Origin of the sequence: Acinetobacter sp. 1542444, from assembly GCF_000581835.1 — a bacterium.
Lineage (GTDB): Bacteria > Pseudomonadota > Gammaproteobacteria > Pseudomonadales > Moraxellaceae > Acinetobacter > Acinetobacter pittii.
The window spans coordinates 363,271-388,209 of sequence record NZ_JEYA01000005.1 but is presented as its reverse complement, the minus strand read 5'-3'; the positions used below and the strand labels follow the sequence as shown (position 1 = coordinate 388,209).

At 39.6% G+C, this 24,939-nt stretch carries 26 protein-coding genes and 2 pseudogenes; 7 read left to right on the top strand and 21 right to left on the bottom strand.

Going from position 1 to position 24,939, the window contains the following annotated elements; all coding sequences use genetic code 11:
- Window positions 1–3 precede the first annotated feature (3 nt).
- A complete protein-coding gene (gene ppx, locus J580_RS19100) occupies window positions 4–1,524 on the bottom strand; it encodes an exopolyphosphatase (protein WP_032005308.1) in 1,521 nt (506 codons plus the stop codon).
- A gap of 275 nt (window positions 1,525–1,799) precedes the next feature.
- Here ppx and trxA point away from each other — a divergent pair, with 275 nt between their 5' ends.
- The gene (gene trxA, locus J580_RS19095) at window positions 1,800–2,126 is read left to right on the top strand and encodes a thioredoxin (protein WP_002054512.1); all 327 of its coding nucleotides are present in this window, start codon (window positions 1,800–1,802) and stop codon (window positions 2,124–2,126) included.
- Window positions 2,127–2,448: 322 nt separating this feature from the next.
- Entirely contained in the window at window positions 2,449–3,717 is a 1,269-nt protein-coding gene (gene rho / locus J580_RS19090; RefSeq protein WP_002117304.1) for a transcription termination factor Rho, read from the top strand.
- A gap of 191 nt (window positions 3,718–3,908) precedes the next feature.
- Here rho and J580_RS23330 read toward each other — a convergent pair whose 3' ends face one another.
- Complete coding sequence (locus J580_RS23330; protein ID WP_002117184.1) at window positions 3,909–4,034, bottom strand: hypothetical protein; 126 nt, start codon at window positions 4,032–4,034, stop codon at window positions 3,909–3,911.
- 94 nt (window positions 4,035–4,128) lie between these two features.
- Here J580_RS23330 and J580_RS19085 point away from each other — a divergent pair, with 94 nt between their 5' ends.
- On the top strand, window positions 4,129–4,371 hold the full coding sequence (locus J580_RS19085) for a hypothetical protein (protein ID WP_017387628.1): 243 nt from the start codon (window positions 4,129–4,131) through the stop codon (window positions 4,369–4,371).
- Between the two features lie 141 nt (window positions 4,372–4,512).
- Here the strand turns inward: J580_RS19085 and J580_RS19080 are convergent, their stop codons facing one another.
- From J580_RS19080 to pheS, 3 genes are read right to left on the bottom strand one after another with little or no spacing between them, the layout of a single operon-like run.
- Entirely contained in the window at window positions 4,513–4,809 is a 297-nt protein-coding gene (locus J580_RS19080; protein WP_000126166.1) for an integration host factor subunit alpha, read from the bottom strand.
- Window positions 4,806–7,187, bottom strand: coding sequence for a phenylalanine--tRNA ligase subunit beta (gene pheT, locus J580_RS19075; RefSeq protein ID WP_032005305.1), 2,382 nt, complete (start codon window positions 7,185–7,187; stop codon window positions 4,806–4,808). Before pheT ends, J580_RS19080 begins: the two co-directional genes overlap by 4 nt.
- A gap of 31 nt (window positions 7,188–7,218) precedes the next feature.
- A complete protein-coding gene (pheS, locus tag J580_RS19070) occupies window positions 7,219–8,199 on the bottom strand; it encodes a phenylalanine--tRNA ligase subunit alpha (protein WP_002117277.1) in 981 nt (326 codons plus the stop codon).
- Window positions 8,200–8,357: 158 nt separating this feature from the next.
- Between pheS and J580_RS19065 the strand changes: the two genes are divergently transcribed.
- Complete coding sequence (locus tag J580_RS19065) at window positions 8,358–9,350, top strand: hypothetical protein (protein WP_032005302.1); 993 nt, start codon at window positions 8,358–8,360, stop codon at window positions 9,348–9,350.
- Between the two features lie 52 nt (window positions 9,351–9,402).
- On the opposite strand, the gene rplT is transcribed toward J580_RS19065, so the two are convergent.
- From rplT to J580_RS23325, 3 genes and pseudogenes are all read right to left on the bottom strand, one after another.
- On the bottom strand, window positions 9,403–9,762 hold the full coding sequence (rplT, locus tag J580_RS19060; protein WP_000124858.1) for a 50S ribosomal protein L20: 360 nt from the start codon (window positions 9,760–9,762) through the stop codon (window positions 9,403–9,405).
- An 11-nt stretch (window positions 9,763–9,773) separates the two neighbouring features.
- A complete protein-coding gene (rpmI, locus tag J580_RS19055) occupies window positions 9,774–9,968 on the bottom strand; it encodes a 50S ribosomal protein L35 (protein ID WP_002054552.1) in 195 nt (64 codons plus the stop codon).
- Between the two features lie 11 nt (window positions 9,969–9,979).
- Window positions 9,980–10,170, bottom strand: a pseudogene (locus J580_RS23325) (hypothetical protein).
- 38 nt (window positions 10,171–10,208) lie between these two features.
- Here J580_RS23325 and nreB point away from each other — a divergent pair.
- Window positions 10,209–11,460: pseudogene (nreB, locus tag J580_RS19050) on the top strand (nickel resistance MFS transporter NreB).
- 40 nt (window positions 11,461–11,500) lie between these two features.
- On the opposite strand, the gene J580_RS19045 reads toward nreB, so the two are convergent.
- The 4 genes from J580_RS19045 to thrS form a co-directional block, all read right to left on the bottom strand.
- A complete protein-coding gene (locus tag J580_RS19045) occupies window positions 11,501–11,929 on the bottom strand; it encodes a YqaA family protein (RefSeq protein ID WP_032005300.1) in 429 nt (142 codons plus the stop codon).
- A gap of 53 nt (window positions 11,930–11,982) precedes the next feature.
- Window positions 11,983–12,603 (bottom strand): glutathione S-transferase N-terminal domain-containing protein, encoded by a 621-nt coding sequence (locus J580_RS19040; protein ID WP_002117212.1) that lies wholly within the window; start codon window positions 12,601–12,603, stop codon window positions 11,983–11,985.
- A gap of 229 nt (window positions 12,604–12,832) precedes the next feature.
- Entirely contained in the window at window positions 12,833–13,384 is a 552-nt protein-coding gene (gene infC / locus J580_RS19035; RefSeq protein ID WP_075383312.1) for a translation initiation factor IF-3, read from the bottom strand.
- Between the two features lie 5 nt (window positions 13,385–13,389).
- The gene (gene thrS, locus J580_RS19030; protein ID WP_032005298.1) at window positions 13,390–15,312 is read right to left on the bottom strand and encodes a threonine--tRNA ligase; all 1,923 of its coding nucleotides are present in this window, start codon (window positions 15,310–15,312) and stop codon (window positions 13,390–13,392) included.
- A 391-nt stretch (window positions 15,313–15,703) separates the two neighbouring features.
- Here thrS and J580_RS19025 point away from each other — a divergent pair, with 391 nt between their 5' ends.
- A complete protein-coding gene (locus J580_RS19025) occupies window positions 15,704–17,341 on the top strand; it encodes an acyl-CoA synthetase (protein WP_032005295.1) in 1,638 nt (545 codons plus the stop codon).
- A gap of 45 nt (window positions 17,342–17,386) precedes the next feature.
- On the opposite strand, the gene yjgA is transcribed toward J580_RS19025, so the two are convergent.
- The 9 genes from yjgA to mazG form a co-directional block, all read right to left on the bottom strand.
- Entirely contained in the window at window positions 17,387–17,923 is a 537-nt protein-coding gene (gene yjgA / locus J580_RS19020; RefSeq protein WP_032005293.1) for a ribosome biogenesis factor YjgA, read from the bottom strand.
- Between the two features lie 2 nt (window positions 17,924–17,925).
- Entirely contained in the window at window positions 17,926–18,195 is a 270-nt protein-coding gene (locus J580_RS19015; RefSeq protein ID WP_000567533.1) for an HPr family phosphocarrier protein, read from the bottom strand.
- Complete coding sequence (gene rapZ / locus J580_RS19010) at window positions 18,192–19,043, bottom strand: RNase adapter RapZ (RefSeq protein ID WP_002117179.1); 852 nt, start codon at window positions 19,041–19,043, stop codon at window positions 18,192–18,194. Before rapZ ends, J580_RS19015 begins: the two co-directional genes overlap by 4 nt.
- A 23-nt stretch (window positions 19,044–19,066) precedes the next feature.
- Window positions 19,067–19,915: a pantoate--beta-alanine ligase gene (panC, locus tag J580_RS19005; protein WP_032005291.1), complete on the bottom strand. Its 849-nt coding sequence runs from the start codon at window positions 19,913–19,915 to the stop codon at window positions 19,067–19,069.
- Between the two features lie 3 nt (window positions 19,916–19,918).
- Entirely contained in the window at window positions 19,919–20,728 is an 810-nt protein-coding gene (gene panB, locus J580_RS19000) for a 3-methyl-2-oxobutanoate hydroxymethyltransferase (RefSeq protein ID WP_002117298.1), read from the bottom strand.
- A 45-nt stretch (window positions 20,729–20,773) separates the two neighbouring features.
- Window positions 20,774–21,256 carry a 2-amino-4-hydroxy-6-hydroxymethyldihydropteridine diphosphokinase gene (gene folK, locus J580_RS18995; RefSeq protein WP_002117282.1) on the bottom strand — a complete coding sequence of 161 codons (483 nt, stop codon included), beginning with the start codon at window positions 21,254–21,256 and terminating at the stop codon, window positions 20,774–20,776.
- Window positions 21,253–22,716 carry a polynucleotide adenylyltransferase PcnB gene (pcnB, locus tag J580_RS18990; protein WP_002117192.1) on the bottom strand — a complete coding sequence of 488 codons (1,464 nt, stop codon included), beginning with the start codon at window positions 22,714–22,716 and terminating at the stop codon, window positions 21,253–21,255. The genes folK and pcnB overlap by 4 nt, the downstream gene beginning before the upstream one ends.
- A 125-nt stretch (window positions 22,717–22,841) precedes the next feature.
- Window positions 22,842–23,246, bottom strand: a complete 405-nt coding sequence (locus J580_RS18985) for a ComEA family DNA-binding protein (protein WP_032005289.1) — start codon at window positions 23,244–23,246, stop codon at window positions 22,842–22,844.
- Window positions 23,215–24,021, bottom strand: coding sequence for a nucleoside triphosphate pyrophosphohydrolase (gene mazG, locus J580_RS18980; RefSeq protein WP_002117253.1), 807 nt, complete (start codon window positions 24,019–24,021; stop codon window positions 23,215–23,217). The genes J580_RS18985 and mazG overlap by 32 nt, the downstream gene beginning before the upstream one ends.
- Window positions 24,022–24,133: 112 nt before the next feature.
- On the opposite strand from mazG, the gene J580_RS18975 reads away from it, so the two are divergent.
- On the top strand, window positions 24,134–24,907 hold the full coding sequence (locus J580_RS18975) for an SDR family oxidoreductase (RefSeq protein ID WP_032005288.1): 774 nt from the start codon (window positions 24,134–24,136) through the stop codon (window positions 24,905–24,907).
- Window positions 24,908–24,939: the final 32 nt, after the last annotated feature.

The window sequence follows — 24,939 nt, the reverse complement described above, 5'->3', positions numbered from 1 at the left end:
CCTTTAATCGATAAATTTTTCCGACTGAATATTCAATTCAATGTCCCAATGCTTAAACTGCTCTTGCTCATCATGCAAGTCGGCAACTAACAATGGCCATTGTTTGGCATCACCAGAAACACTAAGTTGCCATTGTTGATCATTTATGATGGTCAGTTCAATGGCAGGAAGCATCTGATCACTTCGACTATGGTTGAGTAAAACTGCTAGGCGAAGTAATAAACATAGATAAAGTAATTTATTACCGCCAGCCTTCAAAATTTCATTTTTTACATCATTTCGCAATTTACGACGGTGGTGAGCAACCAAATGTGAAAGGTGATTTTGATCAATTTGTGAGAAGCCCGGAATATCAGAATGCTGCAATAAATAAGCACCATGACGGTGATACCCACCATGACTAATCGCTAAACCAATTTCATGCAAATAGGCAGCTCGACGCAGTAAGTCACTGTCTTCACTCGTTAAATTAAGAGGTTCTGCAACACCATCAAATAATTGCTGTGCTGTATTTACAACTCTTTCTGCTTGTTTTGGATCTGCGTTATAACGCCCCATTAAGGCCTGTACACTACGATCACGGATATCTTCATGTTTAAAACGACCTAACAGGTCATACATGACTCCTTCACGTAATGCACCATCAGAATATGCCAAACGATCAATTTCTAAAACTTCGAAAACTGCGTACAAAATTGCCAATCCGGCTGGCAAAACTGCTCGTCGGTCTTCTCTTAACCCTTCAAAATCAATTTCAGAAATATTTTTAAACTTAAGTAATTTATCTTTAAGTTTATATAAGCCTTCTCGAGTGACGTTTTCTTGCTCGTCACTCAAGCCCATATTCACCATAATTTGACGGCAAGCTTTAATCGTTCCACTAGAACCAACGACAGTATCCCAACCTTCCATTTTATATGTTGTTGCAATAGCTGAAAGTTCTTTACGGGCAGCAACTACTGCTTTATCAAAGGCTTTTTGTGTGATTTCGCCATCGGCAAAGTAGGCTTTTGTATAAGCCACACATCCCATTTGCAATGACTCTGTATAAATAGGCTCAAACTCTTCACCAATAATGAACTCAGTAGAACCACCACCAATATCTACAACTAAACGTCGACCACCATTTGCCATGGTATGCGATACGCCAAGATAAATCAGACGCGCTTCTTCTCGCCCAGCAATAATTTCAATAGGTTTAGGCAAAATTTCTGCTGCTTTTTGGATAAATTCATGACCATTTTTTGCCTGACGCAAGGCATTGGTCGCCACAATTCTTAAACGATTTGGTTGAACAGAACTTAATCTTCCAACAAAACGAGCCAAGCAGGCTAAGCCTCGTTGCTGAGCGGCTTCTGTTAGGTTTTTATTCTCATCTAAACCAGCTGCAAGCTGTACTTTTTCTGACATCGAAGCAACTTTTTTAACTTCGCCATGGTCTACCCGTGCAATTGCAAGGTGAAAACTGTTCGACCCCATATCAATGGCGGCAAGTAATTCTTCATCAATCAGAAAATCAGACATTATTGAACTAAACCCATAACAATTCACGCCTAGAGTAATTCACAAGAATGCAATTGAAAAGCCATTTTCATCAACAATTAGCTGTGATTTAAATTTTTCTATTTATAAGTTGATTGTACAAGTCGATGATGAATATCGTGAGCATCCATTAGACAAATTTAGTTAAGCCTTGAATAATAGCATCAAACCCTTACATTGAACTAAGTAGCTATGTAATACTGATAGAGATAATTTCTCCTGTAATAGCACTTTTTTCTAAAAATTGGAGCCGTACCATGTCTGCGACTATTGTAAATACAACTGATGATAACTTCCAAGCAGATGTTTTAGATGCTGAAACCCCTGTACTTGTTGACTTCTGGGCAGGATGGTGTGCACCTTGTAAAGCAATCGCACCTGTTCTTGAAGACCTATCAAGTGAATATGCTGGTAAAGTAAAAATTGTTAAAGTTGATGTGACTTCTTGCGAAGATACAGCAGTGAAATACAACATCCGTAACATTCCTGCTTTACTACTTTTCAAAAATGGTGAAGTTGTAGCTCAACAAATTGGTGCTGTACCTCGCTCTAAACTTGTTAGCTTTATTGATGAAAACGTTTAAGTCAAAATGCTAAAAAAGAAAATACGCTATACTTTTTTATAGCGTATTTTTTTCGCCTATAAATTGACAAATTTGCTAGGCTGGCTTATATTGCATGCTCAAGAGGCACTGAAGGGAATCATCTTCGTCCGGCTTCTTACAAGACACAAACATAAAGATCGCCACTCGGCAACAGAAATTGTTTTTTCACATTTCTCTTCGAAACAATTAATCAGACTTCTGAATTGTTATTGTGTAAATACAATTGCGATAATCTTTTTTGTATGCGAGCGATTTTTCTCCTTTTTAAACCACACTCTACTCTTTCCTAATTCTGACCCTTATGAATTTAACTGAACTCAAGAAAAAACCAATCGGCGAACTAATTAAAATTGCTGAATTTATGGGCCTGGAAGGTATGGCTCGTAACAGAAAGCAAGATATTATTTTTGCCATTTTGAAACGCCATGCGATGAATGGCGAAGAAATTTTTGGTGACGGCGTTCTCGAAATTCTCTCTGATGGTTTTGGTTTTTTGCGTTCTGCCGCAGGTTCGTATTTAGCAGGTCCGGATGATATTTATGTGAGTCCTTCACAGATCCGACGCTTTAACTTGCGTACAGGTGATACCATCACAGGTACTATTCGCCCTCCAAAAGAAGGTGAGCGTTATTTTGCGTTGCTCAAAGTTAACCAGATTAACTACGACACGCCAGAAAATTCTCGTAATAAAATTTTATTTGAAAACTTAACTCCCCTTTTCCCGACCGAACAATTGGTTATGGAATTAGGTAATGGTACGACAGAAGACTTAACTGCTCGTGTCGTTGATTTAGTTGCGCCAATTGGTAAAGGCCAACGTTCTATTATTGTTGCACCGCCGAAAGCGGGTAAAACAATGTTACTTCAAAATATTGCTCAATCGATTGTTAGAAACAATCCAGAAGTATTCTTGATCGTTCTATTAATTGACGAACGTCCAGAAGAAGTAACCGAAATGGAGCGTACTGTTCGCGGGGAAGTTATTGCGTCAACCTTTGATGAAGCACCAGCTCGCCATGTACAAGTTGCAGAAATGGTAATTGAAAAAGCTAAACGTCTTGTTGAACATAAAAAAGATGTTGTGATTCTTCTTGACTCTATTACCCGCCTTGCACGTGCTTACAACACAGTAATCCCATCATCAGGCAAAGTGTTAACTGGCGGTGTAGACGCTCATGCATTAGAGCGCCCTAAACGTTTCTTCGGTGCAGCACGTAATATCGAAGAAGGTGGTTCACTTACGATCATCTCTACTGCTTTGATTGAAACAGGCAGTAAAATGGATGATGTAATTTATGAAGAATTCAAAGGTACAGGTAACCAAGAGATTACGCTTGATCGCCGTATTGCTGAAAAACGTGTCTTCCCTGCTATGAATATCAAAAAATCTGGCACACGTCGTGAAGAGCGTTTAATGGATGAAGATAAATTACGTAAAGTATGGATTCTTCGTAAGCTACTTCACCCTATGGATGAATTGGCAGCAATGGAATTCTTACTCGACCGTATGAAAGAAACCAAAACAAATGATGATTTCTTTGATCAAATGAAACGTAAAGCTTCAACTTAATTGCTTAAACCTTAATAAAAAGCCACTCTTTTGAGTGGTTTTTTATTTGGTTGACAAGCTTTACACAAAAATACATTTCGCTGATTTTTATGTAAAATTATTTATAAGTTTTTGATAATAAATATTTTTGCATAAAAAAGCTTAATTTTTTTAGTAGCTTACCTCTACCTTTTCCAATATATACGAGCTGATTAATTGTTTTTTTCTGTTAAAAAACAGTCTGTTTTTCTCTTTTTCATACGTTTTTTTGACAGACGACAGTAGTATTTCAGCATTTGCAGTGATAGCATAGCGGCAGACCAGTTAGACTGCTCCATGCGTTGTTACCTAGCTACGTTTTAGGAATAATAAAAGCAAAACAGTCCAACTTAGGTTTTTTTAATCTCAAATCTTTTTTGTGAGAGTGATGCCATGTTATTCAAAAAATTCGCTGTTGCTGCTGCTGTTGCTGCTACTTTAGCTTTCGTTGGTTGTTCTAAGAAAGAAGAAGCTCCTGCTGCTGCTTCTGAAGCTGTAGCTGCTGCTTCTGAAGCTACTGCTGCTGCTTCTGAAGCTGCTGTAGCTGTTGACGCTGCTGCTTCTGAAACTGCTGCTGCTGCTTCTGACGTTGCTGCTGCTGCTTCTGACGTTGCTGCTGCTTCTGCTGCACACTAATCTATATTCTAGATTAGATATAAAAAAAGAGGACATTTTGTCCTCTTTTTTTATATCTAAATTTTGATTTTCTAAGATTAAGCGGTCCAATATTGCTGCCCAATAAACTATAAAAGCTATTTAAAATATAAAAAAAGCAGATCAATCGATCTGCTCATTTCCAACGCGCTGTCTAAACTTCTGACCCGCTCTGAACGTAACTACACGGCGCGCAGAAATTGGAATTTCCTCGCCTGTCTTAGGGTTACGTCCTGGGCGTTCGCGTTTATCTCTTAACTCGAAATTACCAAAACCAGAAAGCTTAACTTGCTCCCCTGCAATAAGCGCTTGGCTAATCTCGTCGAAGAACAACTCGACCATTTGTTTTGCTTCACGGCGATTTAAGCTGGTTAACTCACTTAAATGATCAGCCATGTCTGCTTTAGTTAATGCTGTCATGAGGCCCTCAATGTCGCTTGATAAGTGTTTTCCAACACTTGGATTATATTGTCCATACCAGATTTAATTTCAGCATCTTCAAGCGTACGTGAAGGATGTTGCCATAATAATGCAAACGCCAATGAGCGCTTACCTACTTCGACACCCTGCCCCGTATACACATCGAATAACCATGTAGAGTCTAAAAGCTCTCCACCAGTTTTTTCGATTAACTGCTGAATATCTCTAACATTTATATTATCAGAGATTAAAAGCGCAATATCACGTCTAATCGAAGGAAAACGTGATAATTCTGTAAAATTAGATACATAAGATTGCAAAACGGCTGTTTGATTAAGTTCAGCAACCCAAGTTGTGCTTAAATCTAGCTCATTTTCTAAAGATGGATGCAGACGGCCTAAGTAACCAACTGATTGCCCATCAACTAAAATTTCAGCAGACTGCCCTGGATGCAACCATGCACGCTCTGAACGTACATATTCAACTTTGACACGACCAGCAGCTAAAATCTCTTCAATTTCTCCTTTGAAGTCGAAGAAATCCATTGGCTGAGGCTTAACATGCCAAGATTCAGGTTGTTGTGAACCTACTGCAACCAAAGCTAAAGTTGGAATCTGTTTTAGATCTTCAATACTTTTAGCATTTTGATAATCAAAACGAAGTCCTAGTTCAAAGAAGCGAACACGGCTTTGCTGACGGTTAAGATTATATTGTACGCAAGGGATTAAACTTGAAAGCAAAGTACTACGCATCGCAGCCAAATCACTTGAAATTGGATTTGCTAGCATTAACGGATTTACTTGCGGGTTCAATTGCTTTTCAAGTTTTGCATCAGCAAAGCTAAAACTAATTGCTTCTTGATAGCCTAAAGTCACGATAGTTTGGCGCAACTCTGCAATTTCAAATTGGTCTTGATATTTAGCTAATTGAACATCCATGCTTGGTAAGCTAATTTGGATATTGTCATAACCATCAATACGTGCCACTTCTTCAATTAAGTCTTGATAAATAGCCATATCATAGCGATGTGATGGAGGTACTACATTCCACTCACCTTCAGCTTTAACAGTTACTTCACACCCTAGTCGAGTTAAAGCATCTGCAATGAAATCAGCCGTCAATTGATATCCCAACAATTGGTCTACCTGAGCTTGTTTCAGTTCAATTGCTTCACGTTTTGGTAAAATTTCAGTTTTTTCAGCTACAGTAATTGGACCAAACTCACCACCTGCCAACTCTTGAATAAGCTGTGAAGCGCGGTTCATTGCAATTAATGGCAACTCAAAATCCACACCACGTTCATAACGCTGCGAAGAATCGGTATGCAAGCCAAAACGGCGAGCACGTCCAGCAATAGCAAGTGGCACGAAGAATGCACTTTCTAGGAAAATGTCAGTTGTGTCATCAGTTACGCTTGATGCTAAACCACCCATAATTCCGGCAATTGCCAAAGCTTTCTGGTCATCAGCAATCACCATTATATCTTCTTGCAACTCAACTTCTTGATCATTAAGAAGTTGTAGTTTTTCTTGTGGCTGAGCTTGACGCACATGTACAGTTCCCTCGATTTTAGCTAAATCGAAAGCATGCATTGGCTGACCCAGTTCCATAAGGACATAGTTCGTCACATCAACCAAAATACTGTGCGTGCGAATTCCTGAACGAGCTAAAGCCTGCTCCATCCACTCAGGAGTAGCAGCTTTTACATTAACGTTTTTAATTACACGTCCTAAATAGCGTGGAGCACCTTCAGTGCTGATCACCACTTTCTTCTCATCAGCAATTGTCGCGTCAACTGATTTAATATCAGGTTCATTCATTTGCAGTTGGTTAATTACTGCAATCTCACGAGCGATACCACGGATACTGAAACAGTCACCACGGTTTGGTGTAATACTGATATCGATGACGTTATCATCGAGTTTTAAGTATTCACGGATGTTTATCCCTACTGGAGCATCGGCAGGTAACTCAAGCAAACCATCGATTTTATCTTCAAGATCAATTTCAGAAGCACCACAAAGCATGCCTTGTGACTCAACTCCACGAAGTTTACCTTTTTTGATTTTGAAATCACCCGGTAATACAGCACCAATCTTTGCAACTGGAGCTTTCATGCCAGCACGAACATTCGGTGCCCCACAAACAATTTGTAAAGGCTCGCCCGAACCAATATTAACTGTCGTTACACGCAAACGATCTGCATCTGGATGCTGCTCAACTGTTAAAACTTCGCCGACCACGACGCCAGTAAATGGCTTAGCAACAGGTGCAAGTTCATCAACTTCAAGACCAAGCATAGTTAACTGATCAGACAATGTCTCACTATCAATTGCCGGGTTAACCCATGTGCGTAACCAATTTTCACTAATCTTCATCTTTATAAACCTTTTTAATCCTGAAAAACTGTTAGGCAAATTGGCGTAAGAAACGCACATCATTTTGATAGAACATACGCAAATCATTAATGCCATAACGCAACATTGCAAAACGCTCTACCCCTAAACCAAAAGCAAAGCCTTTGTATTTATCAGGATCAATACCCGCAGCACGCAATACATTTGGATGTACCATGCCACAGCCTAATACTTCTAACCAACGTCCACGCTCATCCATGATATCTACTTCTGCACTAGGCTCTGTAAATGGAAAATATGATGGGCGGAAACGTACTTTTAAATCTTTCTCAAAAAATTCATTCAGTAGGTTAATCAATAAACCTTTTAATTCAGCAAAGCTGGTGTTCTCAGCAACATATAAGCCTTCGATCTGATGGAACATTGGCGAATGCGTTTGATCCGAATCACAACGGTAAACACGGCCAGGACATACGATACGAATTGGCGGCTCACTCGTCTCCATTGTACGAATCTGTACCCCAGAGGTATGCGTACGTAGTAGGTGAGTAGCATCAAAGTAGAAAGTATCGTGCATAGCACGTGCTGGATGGTGACCAGGAATATTTAATGCTTCGAAATTGTGATAGTCATCTTCAACTTCTGGACCAGTTGCAACTGTAAAACCAGCTTTAGTGAAGAACTGACAAATTCGCTCTTGTACCTGAGTAACAGGATGAACTGTACCAATACGTTGACCACGGCCCGGCAATGTAATATCAATCGTTTCACTTGCTAGCTTTTGTGCAAGTGCTGCCTGTTGTAGTGCCGCTTGACGCTCTGTTAATGCAGTATTAATTGTTTCTCGAACAGCATGAATCGCAGCACCTTGTACTTTACGTTCTTCAGGGTCCATTTTCCCTAATGCTTTCGATTGTTCTGCAAGCTGGCTTTTTTTCCCTGTAAATTGCACACGCACCTGATCAAGTGCAACAAGGTCTTGAGCTGCTGCAATGGCAGCAAGCGCTTCTGTGGTCAGGGCTTCCAGTGACATATTAACTCTCAAAGCAACAAATTTAAAAAATATAATAAAACACTGCATTCTAACAGTTTTTCATCGAATTGATGAAGTTTATCCATCATGAAAAATGTATTAGGCAACAAAAAGATAAAACGTATAAGATAGTAGTATCGTCAATGAGATCAACTATTATGGCGCTTAATCAGATTTGGAAACAACAACTTACGCTTGTGACATATGGTAATGAATACCTTCGTCAGAATTTAAGCTTTAACCAATGGCGACAACATCATATTTTCGACCATCATAGTTTTCAGTTTCGTGACTTAACTTCTCAACATTTGTTGGCCCAACACTTTCAAGTCTGGCTAGAAGCATTAAAAAAACAAGGCACCTCAAAACTCAGCTTACATTTATCAAGCCTTCTCAATGAAGAGCAAAATCCAAACGGTAATATCGAGCTCTTACCTTATACTCATTTTATCGTGAGCCATCAGAATGATAAGAAGTTTGCTTGGATTTTTGGCCATGAGCTTGCCGAATGGTATAACAATGATAATGAGTTTGAAGCCCCTGCCTCACAAACCTGTGAGCTTCGTTTAGAAACTTTCTGGCGTTTTGAACTCAATGAAAAATTATCAAAAAAAATTGAAGCTGATTTAAAAAATCCGCCATGGCAAGAAATAGCTGACTTCATGGATAGTGAATTATTTCGTAGTAAATATGCAGCAGGCTTTGAGGAGCCAGAACTTCAAAATGCTCTTTTTGATGGTACAAATATTAAAAGCTTAGAGCCAAAACTTGCCTTAATTCCTGAGAGCTATCCCGCAGATTATGCCCATCAGCTTTTATCTCGTACTCAAGCATTAGCTGACTATTTAGAACAAAAGAAACGTATTGCAAATGATCCTTTGGGAGAAGAACTAGACCAGGAGCAACTCATCAATTTAAGAAACTTTACACAAAAAACTGATGATTTGTTTGCCAAGCTTATTGTAAAAGTTGCCAACCATTATCAGACAGCTCAGATGGTGCCTGTAGTTAAAGCATCTCCATTTGAGCAATCAAACGAAAATCCACAGCATCTCAAGTCTCAGCACCATAAAGGCACTGGTTCAGGTGTTATTAAACTGGTTATTCTAACGATTATTATTTGTGCTTTGGCTTATTATTTTGGACTTTAGATAAATAATAAAAAAGACCGCTAAAAAGCGGTCTTTCTTTGATTCTCTAAGCTTATGCAGCTAATGCGCCTTTAGCTTTTTCAGCTAAAGCAGCAAATGCTACTGCATCATGCATAGCGATGTCAGCTAATACGCGACGGTCGATGATCACTTGAGCTTTTTTCAAGCCATCGATCATACGGCTGTAAGACAAACCGTTTTGACGAGCACCAGCATTAATACGCGCAATCCATAGAGCACGGAATTGACGTTTCTTTTGACGGCGGTCACGGTAAGCGTATTGACCAGCTTTGATTACCGCTTGGAACGCTACGCGGTAAACGCGTGAACGAGCACCATAGTAACCTTTAGCGCGAGCAAGAATTTTTTTGTGACGACGATGAGCCACTACACCACGTTTTACACGAGCCATTTATAATCTCCTTAGATGTATGGGCACATACGACGAACTGAATTCATGTCAGAAACATGAACCATTACACAGCCGCGTAATTGACGGATACGTTTAGCAGATTTTTTGGTCAAGATGTGGCGCTTGAACGCTTGTTTACGCTTAAAACCGTTTGCAGTCGCTTTGAAGCGTTTAGCTGCACCACGGCGAGTTTTTAACTTAGCCATAGTAACCTCTTTTAGGCACCTGTTCGGCGCGATTGCACCATTGCAAAATCGACCTGCAGGTAAGGAAGCGCGTATTTTATAGCATGCTGACTAAAATTAAAACTATTAGTTACTGTTTTTATGAGTGCGAAGAAAGACTTTCTCGATTTCAACTTGTGGCAGCCATATCAATAATAAATAAAGCGCCTGTGCTTTTTTCCATTTATAATACGATCAAATTATCAACATACGATATTCCTAATGCAGAAACATGATGCATTTGCTGCCTTACGCTACAGAGATTTCTCAATTGTTACGATTAATCAATTTTGCTTAACTTTAGCAATTCTGATTCAAGAAATTATTGTTGCCTACTCACTCTATCAAATCACCAAAGACCCTCTGACTCTAGGTTTAATTGGACTCGCAGAAGCCATTCCTTTTATTGCTCTTTCTCTTTGGGGGGGGCTATTTTGCAGATAGATTTAATAAACAGATTATTATGAAAATCTGTTTATTTTTCTCGGTTCCTCTTCCTTTAGTGCTGTGGTCGTTGTTCCATCTGCATGGTTTAGGTCATATCAGCGTAAATTTCCTTTCTTGGGGTATTTATGCGGTTATTTTTGGCTTAGGTACAATTCGTGGTTTTTACAATCCTTCTGCAACATCTTTAAAACCATTTTTGATACCTCGTGAACTGTATGCAAATGGTGCAACATGGACGACGATCGGTTGGCAAAGTGGTGTAATTATCGGGCCAATGCTTGGTGGTTTCATGCTTGCCTATTTAGGCCGAGAAACAAGTCTATTTAGTGTTGCGGTTTTACTTGGTATTTGTTTCATCTTAATCAACCTATTGCATAAGCATACTTTTCCTAAAATTGAAACTGCTAATGTTTTAGAAAGTTTAGGAGATGGTTTCCGTTTTATCTGGAAAACTAAAATTGTTCTTTGGGCAATTTCTCTTGATTTAGCTTCTGTTTTATTTGGTGGAGTCATCGCATTATTACCAATTTTTGCAGAAGATATCTTAAAAGTCGGTCCAGAAGGACTGGGATATTTGCGTGCGGCGCCATCTATTGGAGCGCTTGTCACTATGATTGCTCTAACTCGCTTTCCACCAACTCAGCATGCATGGCGTAACATGCTACTTGCTGTTGCAGGATTTGGTGTTTTCACGATTCTTTTCGCGTTCTCAAATAACATGTGGTTATCACTATTTGCGTTGGCTATGACGGGCGCTTGTGACAGTATTTCAGTTGTGGTTAGACAAACCATTTTGCAAATTTTTCCGCCAGAAAATATGCGTGGTCGCGTTGCTGCTGTAAACGGAATGTTCGTTTCATCAAGTAATGAGCTTGGTGCATTTGAGTCAGGTTTAGCAGCTAAATATTTAGGAACGATTGCAGCAACTATTTTTGGTGGTTGTATGACACTTGCAGTGGTCACCTTCTGTTGGCTAAAAACCAATGATCTATTTAAAGTCGATATTACCAAAAGCTCAGAAGACTAATTAAATCCTTTTAATAAAAGCATCTTCGGATGCTTTTACTTTAAATAAAGTCTGTAATTACCCAATAAATAAAAATATAACGCCCTGCTTTAGCAATCAAAACGATAATTAAAAAGCGCCAAAAATTTTCTTTGAATAAACCTGCAACTAAAGTAATTGGGTCACCAATCACAGGTGTCCAACTTAGCAGCAGCGAATAAAACCCATACTTATAATAAAAGCTTTGAGCTTGCTCTAAGCGCTTTTCAGAAACAGGAAACCACTTTTTGTGTTTAAAATGCTCTATTTTTAAACCAAGCCACCAGTTCACACACGAGCCCAGTACATTTCCAAAAGTGGCGATAGAAATTAGAAGAAAAGCAGAATATTCTTTTTTTAATAATAAGGTGGCGAGCACAGCTTCTGATTGTAACGGTAATAATGTAGCCGCCCCAAACGCACTCAAAAAAAGTAAAAAGTAACTTAGCATATTAAATTAGACCAAATCACCTTTCACTTTATTCATTACGCTACCAATAAAAGTTAGATGACTTTAATTGATAGTGCTTTTTGTACCGCAGGACGTGCCGTCAAGCGAACAATATATTCTTGTACATAAGGATAATCCTCTAGCTGAATACCTTGCCATTCATAGCGCAAGATCCAAGGTAAAATTGCCATATCAGCAATCGAGTATTCACCTGCAACAAACTTCTGACCAATAAGCTGCTTATTCAGCACACCATATAAACGCTTAGTCTCATTTACATACCGGTCGATCGCATATGGTATTTTTTCTGGGGCAAAACGATTGAAATGATGATTCTGCCCTAGCATAGGCCCTAGCCCACCCATTTGCCACATGAGCCATTGTTCAACTTCAACTCGCTCTTGCTCATCAGTTGGATAAAATAATCCAGTTTTTCGACCTAGATATTGCAAGATAGCGCCTGATTCAAATATTGAAATTGGCTCACCACGAGGTCCATCTTGGTCAACAATCGCCGGAATTTTATTATTTGGAGAAATTCTCAGAAAGTCTGGTTGAAATTGATCATTTTCTAAAATATTGATTGGGTAAAGAGTGTAGTCCAGTCCCATTTCTTCTAAGGCAATTGTGATTTTATGTCCATTGGGAGTTCCCCAATAATATAGATCAATCATTCTATTTTCCTATTCATCGTTATCATGACTGCGTCTTGCGTTATAGCATGTTTTAAGAGGGACGATGAGATTTCCAACACTAAAAAATACATAAAATTCAAGAATTGAATTTCTTTTAAAAGATATAGCAATTGTCTTAAATAAAACTGAACAGAGAAAATTAAATCATCTTTTTTTATTATGATAAGGATATAAAAAAGCACTGCTTTTGCAGTGCTTTTTTTGAGTATTACTTTTTCTTTTTCGGTCCAAGTAACATACCCATTTGACGGCCTTCCATTTTAGGTGCTTGTTCCACAACCCCAAACTCAGCAACATCAGCTTCAATCTTTTGTAATTGAGCTAAGCCAAGTTGTTGGTGAGCCATTTCACGACCACGGAAACGTAAAGTGATTTTCACTTTGTTTCCTTCTTCAAGGAATTTCAAAATAGCACGAAGCTTAACTTGATAATCACCAACATCAGTTGCAGGGCGCAGTTTGATTTCCTTCACTTGCACTTGATGCTGTTTTTTCTTCGCATCTTTTTGCTTCTGCTTAAGGTCAAACAAGTGCTTGTTGTAATCCATAATTTTACAAACAGGCGGCTCGGCGTTTGCAACGATCTCAACTAGGTCAAGATCTGCCTCTTCAGCAGCGCGCAGTGCTTCATTTAATGAAACAATTCCTTTTTGCTCACCATCAGCACCAACGAGGCGTACTTCTTTTGCACGGATCTCGTCGTTAATTGCTGGACGGTTGCTTTTTGCACCTTGTTGTTGGTTACGGTCAGGCTGTTTAATCTTTCTTACTCCACAATATACCGGCCACGTTCGGCGACGGCAGACTTCACTAAGTCAATGAATGCATCTACTGACATAGTACCTAAATTTTTTCCTGAGCGGGTACGCACATTCACTGTACCTTCTTCAACTTCTCGATCACCAAGAACTAATAGGTAAGGAATACGCTCTAGAGTACGCTCACGAATCTTAAATCCGATTTTTTCATTTCTCAAGTCAGAAATAGCACGAAGGCCATTTTCTTTGAGTTTTGCTACGACTTTCTCACAAGCTTCAGCTTGAGAGTCCGTAATATTCATGACACATGCTTGTAACGGCGACAACCAAGGTGGCATGAAACCAGCGTAGTGTTCAATTAGTATACCAATAAAACGCTCAAAACTGCCAAGAATTGCACGATGCAACATCACAGGCTGATCACGATCATTGTCTTCAGTCACGTAAGACGCATCTAAGCGTTCTGGCAAGTTGAAGTCACACTGAATAGTACCACACTGCCATACACGTCCGAGACAGTCTTTCAATGAGAATTCAATTTTCGGACCGTAGAACGCGCCTTCACCAGGTTGTAATTCCCATTCGAGACCCGCTGCATCTAAAGCATCTGCTAAAGATTTTTCAGCCATATCCCAAAGTGCATCATCACCCACACGTTTTTCTGGACGTGTAGAAAGTTTCATTTGCACTTCTTCAAAGCCAAAATCTTTATAAACTTCTAAAGTCAGCTTAATAAAGTCTGCAACTTCTTGACCGATCTGTTCTTTAGTACAAAAGATGTGCGCGTCATCTTGTGTAAAGCCACGTACACGCATAATGCCGTGTAAAGAACCTGATGGTTCGTTACGATGACAAGAACCAAACTCTGCTAAACGAACCGGTAGATCACGGTAAGACTTCAAACCTTGGTTGAACACTTGCACGTGACATGGGCAGTTCATTGGCTTAACGGCATAGTTACGATTCTCAGAATGAGTTGTAAACATGTTGTCAGCATAGTTCGCCGCATGACCTGATTTTTCCCACAGTGTAAAATCTACAATTTGTGGTGTTTTAATCTCAAGGTAACCGTTTTCTTGCTGAACTTTACGCATGTATTGTTCAAGTACTTGGTAAATAGTCCAGCCATTTGGATGCCAGAACACCATACCCGGTGCTTCTTCTTGCATATGGAACAAGTCTAAAGCTTTACCAATTTTACGATGGTCACGCTTTTCAGCTTCTTCGATACGTTTGATATATGCAGCGAGCTGTTTTTTGTCTGCCCAAGCTGTACCATAAATACGTTGAAGCTGTTCGTTCTTCGCATCACCACGCCAGTATGCACCAGAGATTTTTGTGAGCTTGAACGATTTTAAGAATTTGGTATTCGGTACGTGTGGACCACGACACATATCCAAATAATCTTGATGGTAGTACAAGCCCATTTGTGTTTCTTCAGGCATGTCTGCAATCAAGCGTAATTTATATTCTTCGCCACGCGCAGTAAATTCAGCAATAACTTCATCACGTGGTGTCATTTTTTTAACGACATCATAATCTTGATCGATGAGCTTTTTCATGCGCTCTTCGATAGCTGCCATATCATCCAAAGTAAAAGGACGTGGCATCCAGATGTCGTAGTAAAAACCTTCTTCAATGACTGGACCAATCACCATCTTGGCTTCTGGGAAAAGCTGTTTAACAGCATGCCCTACAAGGTGTGCACAAGAGTGGCGAATAATTTCAAGACCTTCCTCATCTTTTGGAGTGATAATTTGTAAGGTCGAATCTTCGGTAATTAAGTCACATGCATCAACTAAGCGATCATTTACACGGCCAGCAACAGTATTTTTTGCTAGACCAGGCCCAATACTTTGGGCAACTTCCATAACAGATACAGCGTGATCAAAACTCTTTTGATCGCCATTTGGCAATGTGATAATTGGCATAAAAAAATCCTTAAGGAGTGATGCCCTATACGAAGGAGCATTTCACCGCGAGATTATGATCGAGGCGAACCTCAAAATATAAAAACGGTGTAAATCAAAGTTAAAAAACCTGAAAGATTTTACACTTGTTCAAGCAATGTGAAAACCTTTGAGTCCATAAAATCATAAATACATTTTGCTTATCGCGTAAACAGCAATAAATGACTTAAAAATATATTGAGATGATTTTTAAACATGTTTAACACAAGTGGTTTAAGATGAAGAAAATAGCATTTCTGCTCATTTTTTGACTGGAGGGTATCACCTTTAAGACTAAAGCATAGATGCTTTGATTAATATTACATCATATGTTCAAAGAATGAATTAAAAATAGAACACGGAGTTGTTTCACATGGTTAGTGCTTATGATGAGTTACCACGCACACCCGCAAACTTTGTTGCGTTATCACCTCTACGCTACCTAGAGCGTGCGGCTTATATTTACCCAGATCAAGCTTCAATTATTCATGGTAAGCGCCAAATTTCATGGAAAGAAACTTACCAACGTTGTTGCCAATTTGCATCTCAGCTCAAGCAACTGGGAATTGAGAAAAATGATACGGTATCTGTCTTATTGCCAAATATTCCAGCCATGATTGAAGCACATTTTGCAGTTCCTATGGCGGGGGGGGTACTTAATACCCTAAATACACGTTTAGATGCAAAAACAATCGCTTTCATGTTGGAACATGCTGAAAGTAAAGTGCTGTTGGTTGATCCTGAATTTGTGAATTTGGCAAGAGAAGCCCTCTCACTTATTCCTAACCAGCACATTATTGTAATTGATGTAGCCGATACAGAATATGAAGGTGAAAATCAGTTTTTAGGTTCTTTTGAATATGAAGAATGGATCGCTCAAGGCGACATTAACTTCTCTTGGCATTTACCAGAAGATGAATGGGATGCGATTAGCTTAAATTACACATCTGGAACTACAGGTAATCCTAAAGGTGTGGTCTATCATCATCGTGGGGCTTATCTTAATGCTGCAAGCAATATCTTGGCTTGTGGAATGAAACCGCGTGCTGTGTATTTATGGACACTACCCCTCTTTCATTGTAATGGCTGGGGTTTTGCATGGAGCATAGCAGCAAGTGGTGGAACCAATATTTGTTTACGCAAAGTCGATCCTGAATTAGTCATGCAATTGATTGCAGAACACAAAGTTGATTATTTCTGTGGTGCGCCTATTGTTCTTTCAATGATTCTTAACTTACCTAAAGAAAAACAAACCAGCTTTGATCACCATGTTGAAGTTATGGTTGCTGGGGCAGCTCCCCCTGTTGCCATTATTGAAGGGATGCGAAACATGGGGATTAACGTAAACCATGTATATGGCTTAACAGAAACTTATGGACCTTCTGCCCTATGCGCTTCTCAATCTGGATGGAATGAGCTATCAATTGCTGAACAAGCCCAACTTCATTCCCGTCAAGGTGTACCCTACCCGTTGCAAGACAGCATGCGTGTGTTAGATCCCGAGACTATGGAACCTGTGCCTAATGATGGTCAAACCATGGGGGAAATCATGTTCCGTGGCAATATTGTCATGAAAGGCTATTTAAAGAACCCTAAAGCGACTCAAGAAGCATTTGCAGGTGGATGGTTTCACACAGGCGACCTAGCCGTTTGCCACCCAGATGGTTATGCAAAAATTACTGATCGTTCGAAAGACATCATTATTTCAGGTGGAGAAAACATTTCATCTTTAGAAGTAGAAGATGTTTTGTATAAACATCCTGCTGTATTAACCGCTGCGGTAGTCGCTAAACCCGATGCACGTTGGCAAGAAGTACCATGCGCGTTTATTGAATTAAAGATGGGTACTACAGCAACACCTGAAGAAATTATTGAACATTGCCAAAAAGAGTTAGCGCGCTTTAAAGTGCCTAAGGATGTGGTTATTACAGAAATTCCAAAAACATCGACAGGCAAATTACAGAAATTCATTTTGCGTGAATGGGCAAAAGAACGGGCTGAAAATGTATAAATAAAAAAGCGACGCCTTGAGCGTCGCTTTTTTATGGAAGAGCATTTAGCCTTGATCAGACAATAAGGCAATTTGCTGTACATAGTTCACAAATTTACCTTTTGACACCTCAAGCTCTGCTTCACTCACTTGTTGACTCTTATCACGGTTGATTCTCAACACATGCTGACGCAAGGTGTGACGTTCCGAAGCATTATAAATTTTACTAAATTCATTAATTGCAGGGTCACCTTGTTCGATCATACGATCAACCCAACGCATCAATTGAGCCTGTTTTTTTGCGCCTTGCTGCGGAGTTAAATAAGACAAAATAATGGTCTCATCTTCATTACGCAATAATTTACCAATACGTTGAAACTGACGACGACGAGCTTCAAAAGAACTAATGTTCTGTACTTCCATTAACGCATCAATTAAACGTTCATCAACTGGGAGTTTTTGAATCTGTTTAACAGAAAGTTGTGCTAATTGCTCACCTAAAGCAGCCATACGTTGAACTGCTTTTTTCTGCTCTGTCTTACTTGCACGTCCTTCTAAAGAGCCAAAATCTTCTTCAGTATAACGTTGGGGACGACGTGCCACGATTAATCTGCCTCATAAAATTTTGCGGCGAATAACGCCTGTACTTCATTTAATGCCTGCTCTTCGTCGGTACCATCAATGACCAATCGTAAAGTGGTCCCTTTACCTGCACCTAACATCAGCAAAGACATAATATTTTTTGCATCTACTAAATGATCGCCTTTTCCAATTTGGATCGACGAACGAAATTTTGTAGTGACCTCTATCAGTTTTCCTGATGCACGAGCATGTAAACCGAGTTTATTAATTACATCAACAGTTGTGTCTATCATGACCAGTGCTTCATTTCTCTGTGTAAGACCTGAACAGACCATTCTGCCTCAAGTGCTTGTTTTAGTCTATCTACGATATAAACGGAACGATGTTGACCACCAGTACAACCAATAGAAATCGTCATATAGTGACGATGTCCTTCAGCAAATGCTGGAAGCCATTTTTTTAAGAAGTGAAGAATATCATCAAACATTTCGTTTGCTTGCGGACTTGCTTCTAAAAATAGTCTTACTGGCTCATCCAAACCAGAAAAACGTCTCAATTCTAAATCCCAATGCGGATTTGGTAAATGCCGTACATCAAAAACATAATCAGCATCTAAAGGAATGCCATGTTTATATCCAAATGACTGCAATATCACGATGAGCTTATCTGACTGCCCCAATTTAGACAGTAAAATATGCTTTAAATCATGAACACTTTTATCCGTTGTATCAATATGAACTGTAGCGCGGAACTGAATTGGCAGCAGTAACTGCTTTTCTTCATGAATACATTGCAACAGACTTTTAAAACGATTGGCCAATGGATGGGGACGACGCGATGCACTAAAACGTGCAATCAAATCCTGATCTTGCGTAGTCAGATAAATCACATCAACTGTGCCATGTTTTTGTAGTTGCTCAAAAACATGGTCGAACTCTTGCATATCTGCACGAGTGCTTCGAACATCCACACCTAGTGCCAACTGCTCTAGATTATTTTCATGATCTAGCTTTGCCACAATTTCGGGCAGCAATGCCAAAGGCAAATTATCAATACAGTAATAGCCCAAATCTTCTAACACTTGGAGAGCCGAAGATTTTCCTGAACCAGACTGTCCTGTCACGATAAGTATACGCTTCATGGCATGGCTGTCCTTTGATCTGTTTATTGGAGTGTAAAGGCAACTTCTAAATTATCAATCAAACGAGTTGCACCCAATTTTGCCGCGATGAACAACACAATATCACGATCAAACTGAGTAGCAGGTAACAGATTTGACTGACGAGCTTCGACATAATCCACAACAAACCCATTATCTGTCAACTGAGTTTTGATATCTTCTAAAACTTGTTGTAGATCTTTGCCTTGATGTAACTGCTGCTCAGCTTGCTTTAAACTTTGATAAATAACCGGAGCGACCTGACGTTGCTCTGGACTTAAATAACCATTTCTTGAACTAAGAGCTAAGCCATCTGCTGCACGAACAATTGGCACACCAATTACTTCTAGCGGGATATTTAAATCTTGTACAAACTGGCGAATCACTGCTAACTGTTGGTAATCTTTTTGACCAAAGAAAGCATAGTTAGGTTGCACAATATTAAAGAGTTTGGTGACCACCAAAGCTACGCCATCAAAATGCCCAGGACGTGAACTACCACATAAAGCATCAGTAATTTGGCTGACACTTATGTTGGTTAAACGTGGCTGAGTACCGTACATTTGCTCAACTGATGGTGCAAAAATAATGTCACACCCTACATCGGCCAATAGACGACTATCTTGTTCTAAAGTACGAGGATAGTTGTCAAAATCTTCACCCGGTCCAAATTGAGTTGGATTTACGAAGATACTAACAACCACAACATCACATAACTTTTTCGCTTCACGAACAAGTGTAAGATGTCCTTCATGTAGATTTCCCATGGTTGGGACAAAACCAATAATTTTACGCGCAGCTCTAGCAGGATTTAAAGAAGCTGCAAGACCTTGTATGGTGGTTTCTGTTTTCATGAATTACAGCTCAACGTGGAAAGTATGTTCTTTGGCTGGAAATGACTGGTCCTGCACAGCAGCATGAAAAGCTTTAAAAGCGTCTAGGATTGCTGTTTCGCCAGATTGTTCTTTCATAAAGTTACGGACAAAACGCGCAACTCGACCAAAAGTTAAACCCAACATATCCTGTACTACAAGTACCTGACCATCAGTCGCATTACCCGCACCAATACCAATCACAGGTGTATTTGGAAATAGTTCAGCAATTTCTTGTCCCAACTGAGCAGGAACACATTCAAGCAATAGAACTGCCGCACCTGCTTCAACCACTGCCGTACAGTCAGCAATAAGTTGATCAGCTGCTTCACGTGTTTTAGCTTGTAATTTGTAACCGCCAAATACGTGTACAGATTGAGGAGTTAAACCTAAATGTACGCACACAGGTACACCATTACGAGTTAACACTTGTACAGTTTCACTTAGCCAAGCGCCGCCTTCGATTTTGATCATCTGGGCACCAGCTTGCATAACTGTTCTTGCGTTTTGCAAAGCATCATTTAAGGTGGCATAACTCATAAATGGTAAGTCAGTCATAATCAAAGCATGCTGGTTACCGCGACGCACCGCCGCCGTATGATAAGCCATGTCCTCAACAGTTACAGGTAAAGTTGAGTCACGACCTTGAATTGCCATTCCAAGAGAATCACCAATTAAGATTGTATCAATTTCAGCAAGTTCCATTGCTTTTGCCATACTCGCATCGTAACAAGTTAGACAAGAGAACTTACGTCCTTCGGCTTTAAATTTTCTTAAGTCACTTAGACTAATCATGATGGTATCCTCTACAGGAGTTTGCAGAACGTAATAAGTCAGGCGTTAAGCCCAAGACTCATCAGCAAGTACAGTCAGCGTGGGCTGCTGTATGAGTTCTAAATTTTTAAGTGGCTGATCATTAATATGTAAATCAGCGTCTAAATCTAATAAAGGAATTACAACGAAATCTCGCTCTAGAATTCCAATGTGTGGCACAGTTAAGCGCTCATTTTGAATTTTTTCATCACCATATATAAGCAAATCCAGATCTAAGGTACGCTCTCCCCAACGACGAACGCGTACACGACCAGCTTCTTGCTCAAATCGTTGTAACTGGTCTAACAAATCTAAAGGCATGAGATCTGTATTTAGCTCTGCAACTGCATTTAAATAATTTGGTTGATCTTGAGGCCCCATAGGTGGACTTTGATAAAGTTTAGAAACTTTCACTCCACCTAAAGTTTTAAGCTTAGCAATGGCTTCAGATAAGATTTGGCGCGAATCACCCAAATTACTTCCTAAACCAATATAGGTCTTCGTTGTCATTGCGTTGGCCCAAAAATAACTTGGCTTAAATCGCGTTGTACACGCTTACGCTTCAAAATCGGATGGTCGCTCATCACCCCAGCTTCTGAAGCAGAGGCTTTTTCAACGAAACGACCCATCGATTGTTCTTGTCGAGCACGTTCTTTTTTCCCACGACGGCTGCGTGGTTCAGGAATATCAACCAAAGGTTCGATTTCCGTCTCAACTTTATTGTTTTCAACAGGTTCAGCAACGGCTTTACGACGGTTTCTAGCTTTCTGACGATTGTACTGGCTAATTGCAGCTTCTTTTTCGTCATTCGACATTTCTTGGTAGGCTTCCCACCAGCTTCCCATTCCCTGTGTCGTGTCATCACCTGACTTTTCACGAAGTAACAAGAAGTCAAAACCAGCACGGAAACGCGCATGTCCAGCCAATGCTTCAATTTGCTGTGGTTTCGGATTAAGCAAACGGGTCTGCATTTCCCAAACTTCACGAATAAAAGTTTCTGCAAAACGAGGAATCACAGTGCGTGTTGCCTGACGTTTTAAGACATCTAAACCAGCTTGTGCACGCGCTTCAGCTGGTACCACACCTTTAGATAAATAAAATTCACAACGCTCTAAAAATGGTTGCCACAATAAGACTGCATAGAAAAATGCAGGGTTGATTGTTTTACCCACTTGAATACGCTGATCTGTATTCTTTGCTGCTCTTAAAATAAATGGAGTGAGGTTAGGCTGAATATCGGCAAAGAGTTGTTTCCAAACACCAAACTCAATCAACATTGGCAAAACACGCGCCAAATGCCCCATTGTAAAGAGCTTCTGAGATTCATCATATAAACGATGCGGAGAAACATCACGCAATAGTTGCGTCATCTCTGCATCAAATATATCGAGAATATCTGAATCAATTTTAAAATTTAACTTCGCTGCAAAACGTAAAGTCCGCAGCATACGCACAGGGTCTTCTTCGAAGCGCTGTGCCGGATCACCTAATAAACGTAGAGTTTTATTTTTTACATCGTCAATTGCTTTGCAGAAATCAAGCACAATACTCTTACGCGGTTGGTAATATAGCGTATTGATTGAAAAGTCACGGCGAGCAAAGTCTTGTTCGATTGTTCCCCAGTTATTGTCACGTAAAATCATGCCCGAAGCACTAGTGACTGCTTTTTTTGGAGGAGCACGGAAAGTTGCAACTTCAATAAGCTCACGCCCTGAATAGACATGTGCTAATTCAAATCGACGGCCAATGATTCGACAACGTCGGCCAAAAACTTCTTTAATCTGGGAAGGTGTTGCATTAGTGACTGCATCGAAATCTTTAGGATTAAGCCCTAGCATTAAATCACGGACACCACCCCCAACAATATAAGCTTCATAGCCAGCTTTAGTCAGGCTATCGATCACATCTAAAATCGAAGAAGGAAGTTGGGCTGTGGACAAACCACATTTTGACGCTCGCAAGGTTTGCAAAAGACGCTGTCTCCTACGTCAGGACGTAAATAACAAGTTGTCGCTAATCATAGCTCTAACGCACACAAAGGGCAATTTGATTCTCTGTAGTTTGCGCATGAAATGATAATTGACAGACAGATGATTTATAAAGTCAAACGCGTTTTATTCTTTTCAAAAATGGCTGGACCAATACCCTTTACATTTTTAAATTCATCAATATTTTTAAAGCCGCCATTCTTTTGACGGTATTCTACAATCGCCTGAGCCTTTTTCTCACCAATACCTTTTAGCTTTTGGAGCTCATCAATATTGGCTTGATTCAAGTGTATTTGCCCTGACGAATCAGTCATAACTGAGCTTTTTGGACTATTAGAATGAGAGGCTTGTTGCATGCTCAACTTCTGATCACACATCTGCTGTTTAGCCTTCCACTCCTTAAAATTTTGATCAAAAGATTGAGCCTGAACAAAGGTTGAAGAAATCAGGCTCCAAAATAAAACAATGAAAATGTTGTGCTTATTCTTCCAAAGATTCATGCTGAGCTGCATGTGTTTTTTCCCCTAACTTTAACTGCCGCTTTGCCTGATTCCACAATTCATCCATTTCAAACAAGGTCATGTCCTCTAATGTTCTTTGCTGTTTTTGCGCTTGATCTTCAATAAAAGCAAAACGGCTTCTAAATTTATGTATTGTCGATAAAAGTGATGTTTCACTTGAAATCGCAAGTTTACGTCCAACATTGACTAATGAAAACAGGCAATCTCCAAATTCGTCTTGAATTTCATCAATATTTTGATTTTTTAGGGCCTGCTTAAACTCATCCAACTCTTCTTCTAGTTTTTCATAAGCATCTTCTACCGTTTCGAAATCAAACCCAACCTTAGCTACATTTGCTTGAATTTCTTGTGCCTGTAACAGAGCTGGCCCATGTTTAATTTCATCTAATCTTGATTGCCGCTTGCCTTGTTTTTCTTGTTGCTTAATTTGTTTCCAAAGCTCACTTACTTGTTCGGGTGTTAAAGTATTAAATTGATCTGCCTGAAAAACATGGGGATGACGGCGTATTAACTTTTCACTTATTGCCTCAACAACATCTTGAAAGTTAAAAGCGCCTTGCTCACTAAACATTTGTGATTGAAACACAACTTGCAATAACAAATCGCCTAGTTCATTTCTAATTTCATTAATATCACCTTGACGGATGGCCGCCTCGACTTCATACGCCTCTTCAATCGCATATTTAGTCAGTGACATTGGGGTTTGTTGTTGATCCCACGGACATTTTTCACGTAACTCTTGCATGATTTTAAGCAATTTATCCATGGTAACCCTCAAGTTTAAAAAGTCGGTCAGTCAAACTAAGATTTTAATTTGTTATGATCAAAATCAAAGCGATTAAATCAGTCGCACTATTGTACTGACAAAGAGAAAAAAGATGAGATACAGTATTCTGATTAGTGGTGCCGCTCAAGGTATTGGGGCTGAAATTGCACGCGTATTCTACAAACAAGGATATAAAGTAGGCATTTACGATATTAATGAATCGCTTGCTCAGGAACTAGCAAATGACTTAGGGCCAAATGCCCGTGCCGGCTATCTAGATGTAAGTGATTACAGCCAGTGGCAATACACATTAAAAGAATTTACCGAATGGGCTGGTGAACTTAATATTTTGGTAAATAATGCAGGTATTTTATATTCTGGCGCGTTTGAAATGACTGATATTAAAGCTCACCAAAGAACAATAAATATTAATGTAAACGGCGTAATCAATGGTTGTCACGCTGCTCTACCCTACTTAAAGCAAGCGTCTTTTGCACGCGTTATCAACCTCTCTTCAGCCTCTGCAATTTATGGGCAAGCTGATTTGATTTCTTATTCAGCTAGTAAATTTGCAGTTCGCGGAATTACTGAAGGTTTAGATGTGGAATGGAAAAAATATGGTATTCGCGTTTTAGATGTGATGCCGCTATTTGTGCAAACTGCAATGGTTAACAATATGGATGCAGGCACAATTCAAAATATGGGGATAGATTTAACCCCCAATGATATTGCTCAGCAGGTGCTTACGCTTGTAGAGAAAAAGGCTCATTTTTGGACGCCTACTCACACTCCAGTGGGTATAAAAACCAAACTACTTTATCAACTATCAACGTTGAGCCCTCAGTTTCTAAATCGACTCACCAATATTTATTTATCTAAAAAGTAATTTGCAATAAAAAGGCTGTCATTTGACAGCCT

Bases quoted from the DNA above. Each gene is read 5' to 3' on its own strand.
- ppx (WP_032005308.1), bottom strand. From the start codon at position 1,524: ATGTCTGATTTTCTGATTGATGAAGAATTACTTGCCGCCATTGATATG.
- trxA (WP_002054512.1), top strand. From the start codon at position 1,800: ATGTCTGCGACTATTGTAAATACAACTGATGATAACTTCCAAGCAGAT.
- rho (WP_002117304.1), top strand. From the start codon at position 2,449: ATGAATTTAACTGAACTCAAGAAAAAACCAATCGGCGAACTAATTAAA.
- J580_RS23330 (WP_002117184.1), bottom strand. From the start codon at position 4,034: ATGGAGCAGTCTAACTGGTCTGCCGCTATGCTATCACTGCAAATGCTG.
- J580_RS19085 (WP_017387628.1), top strand. From the start codon at position 4,129: ATGTTATTCAAAAAATTCGCTGTTGCTGCTGCTGTTGCTGCTACTTTA.
- J580_RS19080 (WP_000126166.1), bottom strand. From the start codon at position 4,809: ATGACAGCATTAACTAAAGCAGACATGGCTGATCATTTAAGTGAGTTA.
- pheT (WP_032005305.1), bottom strand. From the start codon at position 7,187: ATGAAGATTAGTGAAAATTGGTTACGCACATGGGTTAACCCGGCAATT.
- pheS (WP_002117277.1), bottom strand. From the start codon at position 8,199: ATGTCACTGGAAGCCCTGACCACAGAAGCGCTTGCTGCCATTGCAGCA.
- J580_RS19065 (WP_032005302.1), top strand. From the start codon at position 8,358: ATGGCGCTTAATCAGATTTGGAAACAACAACTTACGCTTGTGACATAT.
- rplT (WP_000124858.1), bottom strand. From the start codon at position 9,762: ATGGCTCGTGTAAAACGTGGTGTAGTGGCTCATCGTCGTCACAAAAAA.
- rpmI (WP_002054552.1), bottom strand. From the start codon at position 9,968: ATGGCTAAGTTAAAAACTCGCCGTGGTGCAGCTAAACGCTTCAAAGCG.
- J580_RS19045 (WP_032005300.1), bottom strand. From the start codon at position 11,929: ATGCTAAGTTACTTTTTACTTTTTTTGAGTGCGTTTGGGGCGGCTACA.
- J580_RS19040 (WP_002117212.1), bottom strand. From the start codon at position 12,603: ATGATTGATCTATATTATTGGGGAACTCCCAATGGACATAAAATCACA.
- thrS (WP_032005298.1), bottom strand. From the start codon at position 15,312: ATGCCAATTATCACATTGCCAAATGGCGATCAAAAGAGTTTTGATCAC.
- J580_RS19025 (WP_032005295.1), top strand. From the start codon at position 15,704: ATGGTTAGTGCTTATGATGAGTTACCACGCACACCCGCAAACTTTGTT.
- J580_RS19015 (WP_000567533.1), bottom strand. From the start codon at position 18,195: ATGATAGACACAACTGTTGATGTAATTAATAAACTCGGTTTACATGCT.
- rapZ (WP_002117179.1), bottom strand. From the start codon at position 19,043: ATGAAGCGTATACTTATCGTGACAGGACAGTCTGGTTCAGGAAAATCT.
- panC (WP_032005291.1), bottom strand. From the start codon at position 19,915: ATGAAAACAGAAACCACCATACAAGGTCTTGCAGCTTCTTTAAATCCT.
- panB (WP_002117298.1), bottom strand. From the start codon at position 20,728: ATGATTAGTCTAAGTGACTTAAGAAAATTTAAAGCCGAAGGACGTAAG.
- folK (WP_002117282.1), bottom strand. From the start codon at position 21,256: ATGACAACGAAGACCTATATTGGTTTAGGAAGTAATTTGGGTGATTCG.
- J580_RS18985 (WP_032005289.1), bottom strand. From the start codon at position 23,246: ATGCAGCTCAGCATGAATCTTTGGAAGAATAAGCACAACATTTTCATT.
- mazG (WP_002117253.1), bottom strand. From the start codon at position 24,021: ATGGATAAATTGCTTAAAATCATGCAAGAGTTACGTGAAAAATGTCCG.
- J580_RS18975 (WP_032005288.1), top strand. From the start codon at position 24,134: ATGAGATACAGTATTCTGATTAGTGGTGCCGCTCAAGGTATTGGGGCT.